This is a genomic window from Paenalcaligenes sp. DL 309 (assembly GCF_057475285.1).
This window is the reverse complement of record NZ_JBYBKW010000007.1, coordinates 48,751-64,060: the sequence shown is the minus strand read 5'-3', so window position 1 is coordinate 64,060 and position 15,310 is coordinate 48,751. Positions and strand designations below refer to the sequence as shown.

The 15,310-nt window shown below is 45.9% G+C and carries 12 protein-coding genes; 4 read left to right on the top strand and 8 right to left on the bottom strand.

Annotated features, from left to right (window positions below; all coding sequences use genetic code 11):
* The first annotated feature begins 6 nt into the window (after positions 1–6).
* From lpdA to AC2UZJ_RS10170, 3 genes are all read left to right on the top strand, one after another.
* Positions 7–1,434, top strand: coding sequence for a dihydrolipoyl dehydrogenase (gene lpdA / locus AC2UZJ_RS10180; protein WP_486950043.1), 1,428 nt, complete (start codon positions 7–9; stop codon positions 1,432–1,434).
* Positions 1,435–1,562: 128 nt separating this feature from the next.
* Positions 1,563–2,666, top strand: a complete 1,104-nt coding sequence (zapE, locus tag AC2UZJ_RS10175; protein WP_486950042.1) for a cell division protein ZapE — start codon at positions 1,563–1,565, stop codon at positions 2,664–2,666.
* A 35-nt stretch (positions 2,667–2,701) separates the two neighbouring features.
* The gene (locus AC2UZJ_RS10170) at positions 2,702–4,003 is read left to right on the top strand and encodes a tryptophan--tRNA ligase (protein ID WP_486950041.1); all 1,302 of its coding nucleotides are present in this window, start codon (positions 2,702–2,704) and stop codon (positions 4,001–4,003) included.
* A gap of 28 nt (positions 4,004–4,031) precedes the next feature.
* Here AC2UZJ_RS10170 and AC2UZJ_RS10165 read toward each other — a convergent pair whose 3' ends face one another.
* From AC2UZJ_RS10165 to AC2UZJ_RS10140, 6 genes are read right to left on the bottom strand one after another with little or no spacing between them, the layout of a single operon-like run.
* Positions 4,032–5,171: a M20 family metallopeptidase gene (locus AC2UZJ_RS10165; protein WP_486950040.1), complete on the bottom strand. Its 1,140-nt coding sequence runs from the start codon at positions 5,169–5,171 to the stop codon at positions 4,032–4,034.
* A 33-nt stretch (positions 5,172–5,204) separates the two neighbouring features.
* The gene (locus AC2UZJ_RS10160) at positions 5,205–6,197 is read right to left on the bottom strand and encodes an ABC transporter ATP-binding protein (protein WP_486950039.1); all 993 of its coding nucleotides are present in this window, start codon (positions 6,195–6,197) and stop codon (positions 5,205–5,207) included.
* A complete protein-coding gene (locus AC2UZJ_RS10155; protein WP_486950038.1) occupies positions 6,197–7,180 on the bottom strand; it encodes an ABC transporter ATP-binding protein in 984 nt (327 codons plus the stop codon). Before AC2UZJ_RS10155 ends, AC2UZJ_RS10160 begins: the two co-directional genes overlap by 1 nt.
* Positions 7,180–8,088: an ABC transporter permease gene (locus AC2UZJ_RS10150; protein ID WP_486950037.1), complete on the bottom strand. Its 909-nt coding sequence runs from the start codon at positions 8,086–8,088 to the stop codon at positions 7,180–7,182. Before AC2UZJ_RS10150 ends, AC2UZJ_RS10155 begins: the two co-directional genes overlap by 1 nt.
* Positions 8,088–9,065 carry an ABC transporter permease gene (locus tag AC2UZJ_RS10145; protein ID WP_486950036.1) on the bottom strand — a complete coding sequence of 326 codons (978 nt, stop codon included), beginning with the start codon at positions 9,063–9,065 and terminating at the stop codon, positions 8,088–8,090. Before AC2UZJ_RS10145 ends, AC2UZJ_RS10150 begins: the two co-directional genes overlap by 1 nt.
* Positions 9,066–9,107: 42 nt before the next feature.
* Positions 9,108–10,721 carry an ABC transporter substrate-binding protein gene (locus tag AC2UZJ_RS10140; protein ID WP_486950035.1) on the bottom strand — a complete coding sequence of 538 codons (1,614 nt, stop codon included), beginning with the start codon at positions 10,719–10,721 and terminating at the stop codon, positions 9,108–9,110.
* Between the two features lie 197 nt (positions 10,722–10,918).
* Here AC2UZJ_RS10140 and AC2UZJ_RS10135 point away from each other — a divergent pair, with 197 nt between their 5' ends.
* Positions 10,919–11,830 (top strand): LysR family transcriptional regulator, encoded by a 912-nt coding sequence (locus AC2UZJ_RS10135; protein WP_486950034.1) that lies wholly within the window; start codon positions 10,919–10,921, stop codon positions 11,828–11,830.
* A 50-nt stretch (positions 11,831–11,880) separates the two neighbouring features.
* Here AC2UZJ_RS10135 and AC2UZJ_RS10130 read toward each other — a convergent pair whose 3' ends face one another.
* On the bottom strand, positions 11,881–12,867 hold the full coding sequence (locus tag AC2UZJ_RS10130) for a Bug family tripartite tricarboxylate transporter substrate binding protein (protein ID WP_486950033.1): 987 nt from the start codon (positions 12,865–12,867) through the stop codon (positions 11,881–11,883).
* 10 nt (positions 12,868–12,877) lie between these two features.
* Positions 12,878–15,220: a Tex family protein gene (locus AC2UZJ_RS10125; protein WP_486950032.1), complete on the bottom strand. Its 2,343-nt coding sequence runs from the start codon at positions 15,218–15,220 to the stop codon at positions 12,878–12,880.
* Positions 15,221–15,310: the final 90 nt, after the last annotated feature.

Below are 15,310 nucleotides of genomic sequence, written 5' to 3'. Positions count from 1 at the left end.
TACATAATGGCGAAAAATTTTGACGTAGTTGTAATTGGTGCAGGCCCAGGTGGGTACATAGCTGCTATTCGAGCAGCACAGTTAGGCATGTCGGTAGCATGTGTAGATGCGTGGTCTGACGAGAAAGGCCAGCCTTTACCTGGTGGTACGTGTACTAACGTAGGTTGCATTCCGTCCAAAGCCTTGTTGCAGTCTTCAGAGCATTATGAGCAGGCTGAGCATCACTTCAAGGACCATGGTATTAAGGTCAAAGGCTTAGACTTGGACATGGATACCTTCCTTGGTCGTAAAGACAAAGTGGTTAAGGAAAACAACCAGGGTATTTTGTTTTTATTTAGAAAAAACAAGGTTGATTTTTTCCATGGTAAAGCTTCTTTTAAAGAAAAAACAGATGCCGGTTGGGTGATTGCCGTTGATGGTAAAAAAGCGGAAGAGTTAATCGCTAAACACGTAGTGGTTGCCACGGGCTCCTCGGCACGTGAGTTGCCCGGTGTACCTTTTGACGAAGAAACCATCCTTTCTAATGATGGCGCCTTACGCTTGAAGAAAGTTCCTAAAAAACTAGGTGTGATTGGTGCTGGTGTTATCGGCCTAGAGTTAGGGAGTGTATGGCGTCGTTTAGGTGCTGAGGTAACCATACTTGAAGGGGCGCCTGAGTTCTTAGCTGCCGCTGATCGTGATGTGGCTAAAGAAGCATTATCTGCTTTAACTAAACAAGGCTTAGAGATCCAACTAGGCGCTCAAGTAGAGAAAGTAGAAGCTTCTGATAAAGGCGTTAAAGTGAAATACAAAGACGCCAAAGATGAAGAGCAGAAAGAGAAATTTGATAAACTCATTGTCTCCATTGGCCGCGTGCCTCATACCGAAGGCTTAGGTGTGGAAAACGTAGACCTTAAACTTGATGAGCGTGGTTTTATTGAGGTGGACGAGAATTGTCGTACGAATCTGCCTAATGTGTGGGCGGTGGGTGATGTGGTTCGTGGTCCCATGTTGGCACATAAAGCCGAAGACGAAGGCGTTGCGGTAGCTGAGCGCATTGCGGGGCAGCAACCACACATTAACTTCAACACCATTCCTTGGGTACTTTACACCTCACCAGAAATGGCGTGGGTAGGTCAAACTGAGCAGCAACTCAAAGACGAAGGCCGCGAGTATAACGCCGGTAAATTCCCCTTTATGGCGAATGGTCGGGCCCGTGCTTTAGGTAATACCACTGGCTTTGTGAAAGTGTTAGCTGATGCGAAAACAGATGAAGTCCTAGGCGTACACATTGTAGGCCCAACGGCTTCTGAGCTTATTGCTGAAGCGGTGGTTATTATGGAGTTCCGTGGTGCAGCCGAAGACATTGCACGTATTTGTCATGCACATCCTACTCTTTCTGAAGCCATGAAAGAAGCGGCTTTAGCGGTACATAAGCGCGCCTTAAACTTTTAAATTTAATTTCATTTGAATTAATTTAAGCTAAAGCATAAAAAGGGGCCGACATTCGTCAGCCCCTTTTTTATCTGTTATTTATTTATTCATTAATTAATAACCCCCCTTGTCTTTTTATTGGTCCCCTTATGGACGTTATTAACTATTACAAACATGCCTTAAAAGAAAAAGGCTATGAATCTGATGTCGCGCAGCAACAGGCTGTAGAGCGCTTGCAACAGCTTTTTAACGAAATAATGATTTATCGAGAAGAAGCCAATCAGTCCATTTTTCAGCGGCTTTTTAGTAAATCAAAAGATAAAACCCCGCCTAAAGGGGTATATTTATGGGGTGGTGTAGGGCGTGGTAAAAGCTTTCTTATGGATGCTTTCTACAGTAGTCTTCCTATAAAGCGTAAAGCACGTTTGCACTTTCATGAGTTTATGCGTGGTGTGCATGAGCAACTGCGCCAATTACGCAGCCAATCGGACCCATTAGAGGCGGTAGCTAAAACCATCGCTGAGCGCTATGAGGTGATTTGCTTTGATGAGTTTCATGTGTCCGATATTGCTGACGCCATGATTTTACATAAATTGCTCTTGGAGTTATTTGAGCAAGGGGTGAGCTTTGTGATGACATCAAACTACGAGCCCTCCTTACTTTATACTGATGGCTTGCACCGTGATCGTATATTACCTGCTATTGATTTAATCAAACAGCGTATGGATATAGTTAACGTAGACACGGGTGTGGATTATCGTTTACGCAGTTTGGAGCAAGTGCGCCTTTATCTAAGCCCTATTACCGAGCAAACTCAACACGAGCTAAGCGATGCTTTTACCCGTTTAGCTGGAGCTAAACCTAGCAGGGGTACCATTGAGTTAGAGCACCGAGAATTGCCTGTTATAGGTTGTGAAACCAATGTTGTGTGGTTTGATTTTGAAACCTTATGCGTGGGGCCACGTTCGCAAAATGATTACTTAGACTTAGCGAGTCGTTTTGAGACCGTTATATTATCTGATGTGCCTAAAATGTCAGCGCGCGATGCTTCAGCCGCTAGACGTTTTACGTGGTTAATCGATGTGCTTTATGATCATAAAGTTAAATTAATTATGTCAGCCGAGGTGGAAGCCACAGAGCTATACACTGAAGGTGTGATGTCAGGTGAATTTCATCGTACTGAGTCACGCTTGATGGAAATGCAATCCAAGGAGTACTTAGACTCCGAGCGCAGGCAAGCCGCGGTGTTATAAAATTGGGCAGTATTATTTTTTAGGTTTAGTGTGTTATGACAAAACGAGTTCTTACGGGGATCACCCCTTCAGGTACCCCCCACTTAGGTAACTATGCGGGGGCTATTCGTCCCGCGGTGCGTGCCAGTGTACAGCCTGATACCGATGCTTTTTTCTTTTTGGCGGATTATCACGCCTTGATTAAATGCGATGATCCCCAGCGTGTAGCCCGATCCCGCCTTGAAATTGCTGCTACATGGTTAGCGGCAGGCTTGGATCCGGAAAAAGTTACCTTCTATCGTCAGTCAGACATACCTGAAATTCCAGAGCTCTCTTGGATGTTGACCTGCGTGACGAATAAAGGACTGATGAATAGGGCACATGCCTATAAAGCCTCAGTAGATCAAAATAACGCCAAAGGGGTAGAACCTGATGATGGCATTAATATGGGTTTATATTCTTATCCCATATTAATGGCGGCAGATATTTTAATGTTTAATGCGCATTTGGTGCCGGTAGGGCGTGATCAAATTCAACATATTGAAATGGCGCGTGATATTGCCCAGCGTTTTAATCATCTGTATGGCCAAGGTAAAGAGTTTTTTGTGCTGCCCTATGAGCTTATCGATGAGTCTGTGGCCACCTTGCCCGGTTTAGATGGGCGTAAAATGTCCAAAAGCTATGACAATACCATCCCCCTCTTTGAGGGGGGTGAAAAAGCATTACAGGCCGCTATTAATCGTATTGTTACAGACTCTAAGCAACCCGGTGAGCCTAAAGACACAGACTGCCATTTGTTTGAGTTGTACGAAGTATTTGCTACGCCTGAGCAGGCTCAAGCCTTTGCAGCGCAATTACAAGGTGGTTTAGGTTGGGGAGAGGCAAAAAAGCAATTATTTGAACGCATTAATGCTGAAATTGCACCTATGCGCGAAAAATATAATGCCCTCATGGCAAACCCTCAGCAGATTGAAGAAATACTCTTGGCTGGGGCAGCAAAAGCGCGTCGTATTTCAGCGCCTTTAATTCAAGAGTTGCGTGCGGCGGTAGGTTTACGCGCAGCTGCTGAACAAACGCCTGAGGCGGCAGTAGAAAAAGAGAAGATTAAAACAGCGCGTTTTGCCAGCTTTAAAGGCGAAGAAGGCTTCCAGTTTCGTATGTTTGATGCGGCTGATAAGGAGGTGTTTTTATCGTTGCCATTTGCTGATCCCAAAGAAGCCGGTCAGCTGATTAAACGCTTACAGGCGGCTGAGTACACCATTGATCAAATTGAAGATCGCTATCATGTGTTTGTAGGTGATATGCAAGTGGCGGAGTTAGATAAAGAGCAACAAGACCGCTTTATAGCGGCCTTGTAGAGAGTATAATGGCTGTATTACTTTAGCTTTAGTTAAGTTGAGCTAAGGTGTGCAGCCAAAACTGTCTGCGCTGCGCTAGAGTAGAAACTAAAATGTGCTCTTTTAATGTATGTGCGCCATTACCATCAGCTCCTAAACCATCTAAGGTAGGGATACCTAATGCTGCAGTAAAGTTTGCATCACTGGCACCACCTGTCATGGGGGCTTCTTTAAGTTCAAAGCCGGCCTGTAAGGCATAAGCTTGGCATTGTTTTAATAGTGCTGCTGTGGATTCAGTTCTAGGCATAGCGGGGCGGTTCAGTATAAAGTCCACCTCTAGTGTTATGTCGGGGTTTACATTTTTTAGTTGGCTGACTTGCTGCTCTAAACGTTGTGCCATTTCTGCGTTGGGCACACGGAAGTCGGCGGTGATTTGGCACCATGAAGGCACCACATTTGAGGTGGTACCGCCTTTAATTACCCCCACACTTACTGTTATGCCACGCTCGTAATCTGTTAGCTTTTCAAGTGCTAGCACTTGATGTGCAATCTCTTCAATGGCATTGCGGCCTTTTTCATGTTGAATGCCGGCGTGAGCGGGTCTACCGTGCGCGCTAATGACAATATTGCCGGTGCCTTTACGGGCGGTGACACAACGTCCTTCTTCTGCGCGGGCTGGCTCACAAACTAAAGTGTATTTGGCTTTTTTCGCAAAAGCTTCAATGTGATCACGTGAATAATGGCTGCCGGTTTCTTCATCTGGGACTAATACTAGATCAATGGGAAGCTGCGTGCTAGTAGGTTGTGCTAGTTCTTTTAAAGCAGATAAGGCCAAGACTACGCCCGATTTCATATCATAAATGCCCGGGCCAAAGAGCTGATCCCCCTCTTGGCGGCATGGGTTTTGCTCTAAGGTGCCTACGGGGTGCACGGTGTCATAGTGACCTAACACTAAAATACCTGAGCGAGAGTCATTAGGAGCGCGGTTATGAATATGCAGTAGCGGTCCGGTTTCTGAGGACAGCTCAATTTGCTCCACTTGCAAGACACTGTCTTTAATTTCGCTAAGAATGAGGTTTGCCATAGCCTCTAAGGTTTGAGGGTCGTGCGAAGGTGACTCTAACTCTACCCAGCGTATGATTTGTAGGCGTAAGGTTTCATTTAGCTCATCGAGGTCTGCTTGGTTCATGGGTGGTGTTATCCTTTACGAAATCGAATTAGATTAAATTAAATGACAGGCGGCTTGATGCCCCGGAGCAATAGTTTTGATCTCTGGAATACTGTGTTTGCACTTATCTATAGCAAGTGGGCAACGAGGGTGAAAGGTGCAGCCACTAGGAGGATGAATGGGTGAGGGGATTTCACCTTTAATGGGTGTAAAATGACGGTTCTCTTTATGGATACTTGGCATTTCTGCAAGTAATGCCTGAGTGTAGGGGTGAGCAGCGTGACTGAAAATTTCCGCGCTATCAGCCAACTCCACAATGCGACCTAAATACATAATGGCCACTCGGTCTGAGATATGTCTAACTACACCTAAATCATGACTGATGAATAAATACGTTAATTCATGTCTATCACGTAAATCCATGAATAAATTTATTACTTGGGCTTGTATAGACACATCTAGCGCCGCTACGGGCTCATCACAAACCAAAAACTTTGGATTGACCATCAGTGCACGGGCTATCCCTATGCGCTGGCGTTGGCCGCCTGAAATCTGGTGCGGCAATCTATCACGGTATTCTGGCTCTAGCCCCACTTCTTTTAGCGCCTGATTAATACGATCAGATATTTCGTTTTTTGGCACAAGTTTGTGTACTTGCAAAGCTTCACTAATGATATCTCCCAGTTTTTGTTTTGGATTTAGTGAGGCCAAAGGATCCTGGAAGATAAGTTGCACGCCTAATATGTACGCGAGCTTTTCTGCGCCACGCAGGCTTTTTATGTCTTTGCCCTCAAAGTGAACACTGCCTTCACTGGGATTGATCAAGCCGGCAACCATTCTGCCTAAGGTGGATTTACCACAGCCAGACTCCCCCACTAAACCCACCACTTCTCCTTTACGAATAGTTAGATTGACATCCGTTACGGCGTGCACGGTAGGTGGTGCGCTAACTTTTCCAGTGAGTTGTAGTAGTCGGTGCGCCAAGTCAGGGGATTGACTAAACCTTTTATGCAGATCGATTACGTCAATAATGGAAGTCGACGACATTATTCTTGCTCCTGAAGACGAGGGAAGTAGCAGCGAAATTGACGTCCTGGGATAGTAGACACCTCAGGGGCTCTTTCAGCACAGCTAGCTTGGGCATAAGCGCAGCGCGGTCTAAAGGTACAGCCTTGTTCGCGACCCGTTAAGGTAGGGGCCATGCCATCAATTTGATGTAAACGCGAACCGGGTAGGGCTGCACCGGGCATGGAATTTAGCAAACCTTCGGTATAGGGATGAATAGGATTTTTTAGTACGTCTTTAACAGCGCCGTATTCAACAATTTTTCCGGCGTACATGACCGCCACATTATCGGCTAACTCAGCGACTACACTTAAGTCGTGGGTAATCCAGATGAGTGCGGTATTTTGTTCGCGACAGAGTTTTTGCATTTCATACAAAATCTGCGCTTGAATCGTCACGTCTAAGGCTGTGGTGGGCTCATCAGCAATGATAAGCTCCGGTTTATTTAAGATGGCTATAGCAATAGCTACCCGTTGGCGCATACCGCCTGAGAATTGGTGAGGATAGTTATCTAAACGCGTTTCAGGTGCGGGGATACCGACTTGCTTTAAGGCGTCACAACAACGCTGTCTGGCAATGGCTTTGCTGATGTCGGGGTGATGAGTCAGTATGGCCTCCATCATTTGCTCGCCCACGCGCAATACGGGGTTAAGGGTCATGAGAGGATCTTGGAAGATCATAGCAATACGATCTCCTCGTAATTGGCGTAGTTGCTCTTCACTAAGTTGGCGTAAGTCCATGCCATTAAAGAGAATACGTCCGGCTACTACCTCTCCGGGTGGGTCAATTAGGCCAATTAAAGAGAAACCAGTAACCGATTTTCCTGAGCCCGACTCACCTACTAATCCTACAATCTCCCCACGCTTAACGGTTAAATCTACACCGTCTATGGCCAACCAAGCGCCTTCTACTGTATGAAAGGCGGTTTGCAAACCTTCTACTGTTAGTAAATTTGAATCTGTCATTAGCGTCGTGGGTCCAAGCTTTCACGTAGACGGTCGCCTACGATATTGATATAAAGAATTAAAAACAACAAGGCTAAGCCGGGAAAAATACTAATCCAGTAATCTCCCGATAGCAGGTACTCAAAACCACTGGCAATAAGTAGTCCTAGGGACGGTTCAGTAATGGGTACGCCCACACCCAAAAAAGATAGCGTGGCTTCTAGGATAATAGCGGTCGCAATTTGAATGGTACCAAACACCATAATAGGGCCAAAACAGTTGGGCATAAGGTGTTTGAACATAATACGGCCTGGAGAAAAGCCTAAGTTAACAGCGGCTTCAATGTACTCTTTACGCCGTTCTTGTAAGGCTCTGCCTCGCATAATGCGCGCGTAATGAGCCCACTGTACAATCACTAAAGCAAAAATAACTTTATCAATACCTCGACCGAGTGCAGCCAACAGTACTAGTGCGACTAAAATAGTGGGAAAGCCCAAAATAAAGTCCACAATACGCATCACCAAACTATCTACCCATCCTCCATGATAAGCAGCAATTAGCCCCATGATCATGCCAATAAGAGCAGACAGTAATACCGCACTTAAACCCACTAAAAGACTAATGCGTAAGCCATAAAGAATGGCGCTAAACATGTCTCTACCTTGGGAGTCCGTGCCTAACCAGTAGGTTTTACCTTCAATGTTTTCAGAGCCCGGCGGCAGTCTGCCGTCCATGATGTCTAGCATCATGAGGTCATAAGGGTCTTGCGGTGCGAAAAAAGGCGCACTCAGCACCACCACAATCAGCAGCAATAACAGCAATAAAGAGCGTTTAGCTGAAGGGCGACTATGCAACTGCTTGAGGATTTTCTTGCGTTGCGGGGTGTTTTGTAACGGTTTAACCGTGGATACAGGGTGTTGAGTAGTCATTAGGCGCTAGGCTCCAAGAGTTGTACGCGAGGATCCAAGATGGCGTAGAGAATATCCACGATGAGATTGATGATGACAAACAGTAAGGTGACTAGCATCACATAGGCCACAATAACGGGGCGGTCAAGTTGATAAACGCTGTCGATTAAAAGCTTACCCATTCCCGGCCATGAGAAGACGGTTTCGGTAATAGTTGAGTAGGCAATTAACGAGCCAAACTCCATGCCTATCACCGTAACCACAGGAATCATGATGTTGCGCAAAATGTGGCGGTGTACTATGCGAGCGGGTTTAACACCTTTAGCTCTAGCAAAGCGTACATAGTCTTGGCTTTGTGCTTCGCTCACGCCAGAAGCTGTCATACGCAGTATAAGTGCGATATTTGCGATGGCTAAGTTAACAGCAGGTAGCGTGATGTGACGCCATCCATCAATACTGAAAATACTTAAAGGTACGCCAAACACATTAACCGTTGGCCCTCTTCCTGAAGCAGGAAACCACCCTAACCAAACGGCAAACAACAAAATAAACACCATACCTTGCCAGAAATTAGGCAATGAAAAGCCAAGTACAGAACTATTCATAATGCTTTTCCCCAGGAGATTGTTGCGGTGTAAACCCGCAATTAAACCCAGAGGGATACCTAGAATACAAGTCAGCACAATGGCAACGACGACAAGCTCTAAAGTGGCTGGGAAGCGTTGTAAAATGAGCTGTACGGCTGACATGCCGTGCACAAATGAATTGCCTAAATCACCGTGCAACGCACGCCAGAGGAAATTTAGATATTGTTGCCATAACGGTTGATCTAAGCCTAGACGGGCGATCAACGCATTGCGCTGATCTTCACTCACTTCAGGGCTAACAAGTAGCTCGATTGGGTCGCCTACGGTGTAGACTGCAAAAAACACCACTACAGAAACCGCTAACAATACCACTACGCTTTGCAGCAATCTGCGAAAAATAAAAACGACCAAAACAAGACTCCTTGTTAGCTATTGCTTTGTTGGAAAATGAAGTTATTTGACTAAGGTGGCTTGAGTGGCCATAGTGCGTTGATCTGCACGACCTACGTATTCGATGTTATCGCGATAAGCCCAAACACCATTTTCAAAGTGCAGAGGAATATGCGCCATATCATCCAGAGACAACTTCACGGCTTGCTGTAATAGCTCACTGCGTTTGTCATCATCTAAGGTGCCAATTGCTTCCAAGTACACGCTATCTAATTCAGGGTTAGAGTAAGCACCGTAATTGCTACTGCCTATACCGAGATCTTTGTTTGTGCTGGTTATCCAATACTGAATGAAGTTACTGGCTTCACCGGTTTCTGAACCCCAGCCACCTAGGGAAGCACTAAACTCACGCTTGGCACGTTTAGGGAAATACACAGAGCGTGTCATGGTGTCTACACTGGTTTTAATGCCAATACGTGACAGGTATTGCGCCATAGCTTGTGTTAATTGGGCGTCGTTAATGTAGCGATCGTTGGTGGCAGATAAAGTGAGCTCAAAGCCATCGGGATAACCGGCTTCTACCAGTAGCTCTTTGGCCTTAGTGGGGTTGTACTCTAGCTTTTCTGCCCCTTCAATGGAGCCAAACATACCTTCTGGTAAATATTGATTCGCAGGCTGTGCCACTCCATCCATAATGCGTTCGATGATGGCCTCACGGTCTATAGCCATAGAGATGGCTTGACGCACTTTTTTGTTTTGTAAGGGGTTATCGCCTTTAGGGGATTTTACAAAGGGGCTTTGCTCACGGCCTGCATCAAGCTGCAAAAACATAATACGTACTGAAGGGGTGATGGTGTGCTCAAAGCCCGCTTCCGTGATACGTTTTAGGTCTCTAGCCGCTGGATTCTCAATTAAATCAAAATCGCCAGCAAGTAAACCGGTTAAACGTGGGCCAGCACTAGGCACGGCCGTAAACCGTACGTCTTTCCAGTCCGGCTTTTTACCCCAGTAATCTTCGTTGCGTTCTAGCTCAATACCTGAGCCTTTTACATATGATTTTAATAAATAAGGCCCGGTGCCTATGACCAAGTCGCCTTGATTGAAATCATTTACATTTGGCCAGGCGCTAGTTACACCACAATTGTTTTCAGGATCAAAAGTTAAGTCATTGTGTTCAACAATACCATTCCAGATCATGGGCACGCGAGCGAGTTCGTTAGGCAGTATAGGGTAAGGAACAGTAGTGGTGAGTTTTACGGTTTTTGCATCAGGAGCTTCTATGCTTTTAATACGGCTAGCTACGTTGGTAAAGCCACCACCAATAGCGGTTTCGTTATGTAGAATACGGCAGAAAGTTAAAATCACATCATCGGCGGTAAAGGGTTCACCATTAGAAAATTTAGCTTTTTCGTCTAAATCAAAAACCCATGTGTTTTCATCTTCTGCTTTCCATGACTTCGCTAAAGCAGGTTGCATTTCCATTTTTGGGCTCATGGCTACTAAAGGTTCAAAAATGTGATAAATCAGGGCCTCATTGGGTGTGGTTTGATGGTAATGGGGGTCAATGCCCGTGGGCTCAGAGGCCAAACCAATTTTCAAGGTCTGGGCAAAGGCGGTAGAAGCAAAAGCACACGCTAGGCTGAGGGCTAAGGTTCTTGCTGTAAAAGTTGGAAGCATGGTTATCTCCTGATGAAATAATTATTAACTGTTAATTGTTAATTGTTTAAATTTGAGTATATAGAGCAGATTCTTTCTATACAATAATAAGATTGAGAGATAGGTTTGCTATTTTTAGAAAGCCTTGGTCAGGGAAAACCCTAGTGGCTGGGGTGGTTGATGAGTTATGATAGTTATTTAAAATCAATAGGTTAACAGTGGAATCTTTAGCATTTAAATATTTTTATGAGGTGGCAAAACAAGGAAGTTTAAGCGCAGCCTCTGAGGTCTTACACGTGGCCGTGTCGGCAGTGAGTCGACAGATAAATCATTTAGAGCATAGAGTAGGCTCACCTTTATTTTTACGTAGTGCACGAGGCATGGAGCTCACAGCAGCGGGGCAGTTGTTACTAAAGCATGTACGTAGAGTTCACTTAGAAACAGATGCTACGCTGCATGCTATTGCAGAGCTGCATAGTCCTGAGAAACAACCCATTCGCCTTGCGTGTACCCAAGGAGTGGCGCAAGATTTAGTTCCTAGTTTAATAGCAGAGTTTTCCCAGAAGTATCCTCAAAGTCGCTTCCGAATTTATGTAAGCAGTGCCGAAGTCGCTACCCAAAGAGTGGCTACGGGTGAAGCGGATATTGCTATTACTTTTAGTACTAGTGCAACGGATAGTGTAGAGGTGCGTTATACCTGTCGTGCTCCTGCTTTAGCAGTGATGTCAAAAAACCATGTGTTAGCTAAACGTCAGCGCTTGTATTTGCATGAGGTACAAAACTATCCTTTAGCCTTAACTGATGAAAGCACTTCTACGTTTAAGCTTTATCAATCTGCTTGCAATATGACTGGGCAATGGGTAGAGCCTGCGGTCTATAGCAATCATGCTGAAACTTTGCATGTGTATGTACGTGATACTCAAGCTATATTATTTGCGAGCTATATTTCGGTGGCAGGTCGATTGGATTTTACGCAGTTAGTGGCCATACCTATACGTAATACAGAAATGCATGCCCGACTTGTACAAGTTCAAGTGATGCAGGGGCGAGTTTTTCCGGAGTTAATGGAGCTTTTTATGGATAAAGCCATTGCACGTATGCAATACATCAATAAACAGGCCCCAAACTAATACGAGCTTGGGGCCTGTAAAGAGAGCGTATTAAATAAAAGTAGGCAGTATTAGTCTACTTGCGCACCGGCAGTTTCTACAATTTCCACATAACGCTCACGCTCTTTACGCATGAGAGTGTCAAATTCTGCAGCACTGCTTGGTGTGGGCGTAACCATTAAACCAGCAAAACGCTCCTTGGCTGCTTCGCTGTTCATGGCTGCGGTGAAGGCAGCATTTAGTTTTTCAATTTCAGCCTCAGGCGTGCCGGCTGGTGCTACCACGCCCCACCAAGTGGCAATAGAGAAATCGTCTAAGCCGCCTTCTTTTACCGTGGGCACATCAGGCAGCATATCGGAGCGCTCATCGGTAGTCACAGCTAAGGCCTTAAGCTTACCGTTATTAATGTTATTAGCGACGGTTGCCAGATTATCAAAAGTAAAATCCACTTCTGAAGACAGTAATGCCATTTGCGCAGGTGCTGCTCCATTATAAGGGATATGCGCTACATCGAGTTCGGCTTGTTTTTTAAAAAATTCACCCGCTAAATGGCCGCCACTGCCATTACCACCCGAGCCATAATTAAGCTTACCGGGGTTATTCTTGGCGTACACAATGAGGTCTTCTAAGGTGTTGATGCCTAGCTTATCGGCGTGTTCGGCATTCATCACTAGCACGTTAGGCACATACACCATTAGGCTAACACCGGTGAAGTCTTTGTCAGCATCATACGGCATAGTGGCGTAGAGTGAAGGGTTGACGGCATGAGAGGCTAGGGTAGCTATACCTAAGGTTTTGCCATCTGGTTCGGCTTTGGCCACAATGGCTGAGCCAATATTACCGCCAGCACCGGGTTTGTTTTCAATAATAATCGTACCTAACTCTTCTTTGGCACCATCTGCGAGTACGCGGGCGCTTACATCTACGGGGCCACCAGGAGCAAAGGGCACAATGAGTTTAATTACATCTTGCTGTGCGAAAGCTGCTGCAGAGACGCTTAGCGCGGCTAAGGCCATAACACTACGTTTTAATACGGGTTTAAAGATAGAGATAGACATAGTTTTATTCCTATTTTTTAAGTTTAGAAAAAGCGGCAGCCATCGCACTGTTACTGGCATCGGGTGCGGGGCGCTGGGGTTTGTTTTTCCCCTGTGCCGGACGAGCATTTTTAGGTGTTGCAGATTTTTTCAAAGTGGGCGTGCCTTCATCATCAAGGCGCATACTTAGACTAATACGTTTACGCGCCTCATCGACTTCTAGTACTTTGACTTTAACGGTTTGGCCTACACGTACTACATCACGAGGATCTTGCACAAACTTATTGGCTAATGCAGAAATATGGACTAGGCCATCTTGTTGTACGCCCACATCTACAAAGGCACCAAAATTGGCCACATTACTCACCACCCCTTCTAGGATCATACCTACGTGTAAATCACGTATTTCAGTAACACCATCCATGAACGTGGCTGTTTTGAACTCAGGGCGGGGGTCGCGACCGGGTTTTTCAATTTCAGTGAAAATATCTTGCACGGTGGGTAAGCCAAATTGTTCGTCGGTAAACTCTTTGGGTGATAAGCCTTTGAGGGCTTCAGCTTGACCCACTACTGCGGCGGCGTCGGCTTGAATCTTTTTTAGTATACGTTCTACTACAGGATAAGCCTCAGGGTGTACGGCTGAAGCATCTAAGGGGTTCGTGCCATGAGGAATACGTAAAAAACCGGCCGCTTGTTCAAAGGTTTTAGGCCCGAAACGTTTCACTTTTAATAAGGTTTTACGGTCGGGAAAGGCACCAAACTCATCACGCCATTCCACAATATTTTCGGCTAAGGTTTTATTTAAACCCGAAACACGGGCTAGTAATGCCGAGGAAGCCGTGTTTACATCTACGCCCACCGCGTTTACACAATCTTCTACTACCGCTGCAAGTGAGCGCTCTAGCTCGCGTTGGTTTACATCATGCTGATATTGGCCCACACCAATGGCTTTGGGTTCAATTTTAACGAGTTCTGCCAACGGATCTTGGAGACGACGGGCAATAGACACCGCACCACGTAGGCTAACGTCTAAATCGGGAAACTCCTGACTGGCCAGCTCAGAGGCGGAATACACCGAAGCTCCCGCTTCTGAGACGACGATATGTTGCACTGCGGCAAAATTAGCGTTATCTTTTAACATGGCCTTAACCAGTTGCTCGGTATCACGCGAGGCTGTGCCATTACCAATAGCGATGAGTTGCAATTGATGTTTTGTAATGAGAGCGCTTAAGGTATTAATGGTGCCAGACACATCTTTACGGCCACCAAAAGGATAAACGGTATCGGTAGCAATAACTTTACCGGTTTCATCGATGGCGGCCACTTTAACACCCGTGCGAATACCCGGGTCTAGGCCCAGCACCCGTTTATTGCCGGCGGGGGCGGCTAGTAAAAGATCACGTAAGTTCGCAGCAAAGACTCGGGTGGCCTCGGCTTCGGCTTCTTCACGTAGACGCCCTACAAGTTCAGTCTCAAAGGAGGTGAGTAATTTCACGCGCCAAGCCACACGGCACACGTCAGCCAGCCATTTGGCTTGTGGCGTCGCATCAGGGCTAAAGTCTGCGGGGCAAGACATGAGCTTTGCAATACGCTCCACACAGGGGTGCGGGTGCAGCTCCTCAAGGTCGGGCTTTAAACCTATGCGTAGACTAAGTACACCTTGTTGACGACCCCTTAATAGCGCTAGGACACGATGTGAAGGTAGGGTGCTAAGACGCTCGGAAAAATCAAACCAATCACGGAACTTATCCCCTTCAGCTTCTTTGCCTTCTACCACCGAGGCGTAAAGCAGGCCTTGTTGCCAGATATAGCTACGCATGTTTTCTAGAAGATCTGCATCTTCTACATAGCGTTGCGCTAATATTTCACGTGCGCCATCTAGGGTTTTTTTCGCATCTTCAAAACCGGCTTCGGCATTCATATAGTTTTCTGCTAAGAGTAGCGGATCGCAGGTTGAATCTGCCAAAATAGCTTCTACTAGTGCGTCCAAACCCGCCTCTAAGGCAATTTGTGCGCGGGTGCGGCGTTTTGGCCTGTAGGGGGCGTATAAGTCTTCTAAGCGCTGCTTGCTATCAGCCTCCAGGAGTGCTTTTTCTAATTCAGGAGTGAGTTTTTCTTGTTCTGTAATGCTCTCTAAGATGACTTGACGGCGCGCTTCCAGTTCGCGCAAATACAGCAGCCGCACTTCTAGGTTACGTAACACCGTATCGTCTAAACCACCGGTAGCCTCTTTACGATAGCGAGCAATAAAAGGTACGGTAGCGCCATCATCTAATAGAGCCACAGCAGCTTCAGCTTGATTTTCACGTATAGAAAGCTCACTGGCCAGTAGTCGGATTATGGGGAATGGGTCTAAGGTTGAGGTATTTGTCATGGCGTCCAAGAAATAAAGCCTAATTACATATAACGATACAGCGCTTGTATCGAACATAAGTGTAGCAGTGTAGTATGATTTGTTATTTAC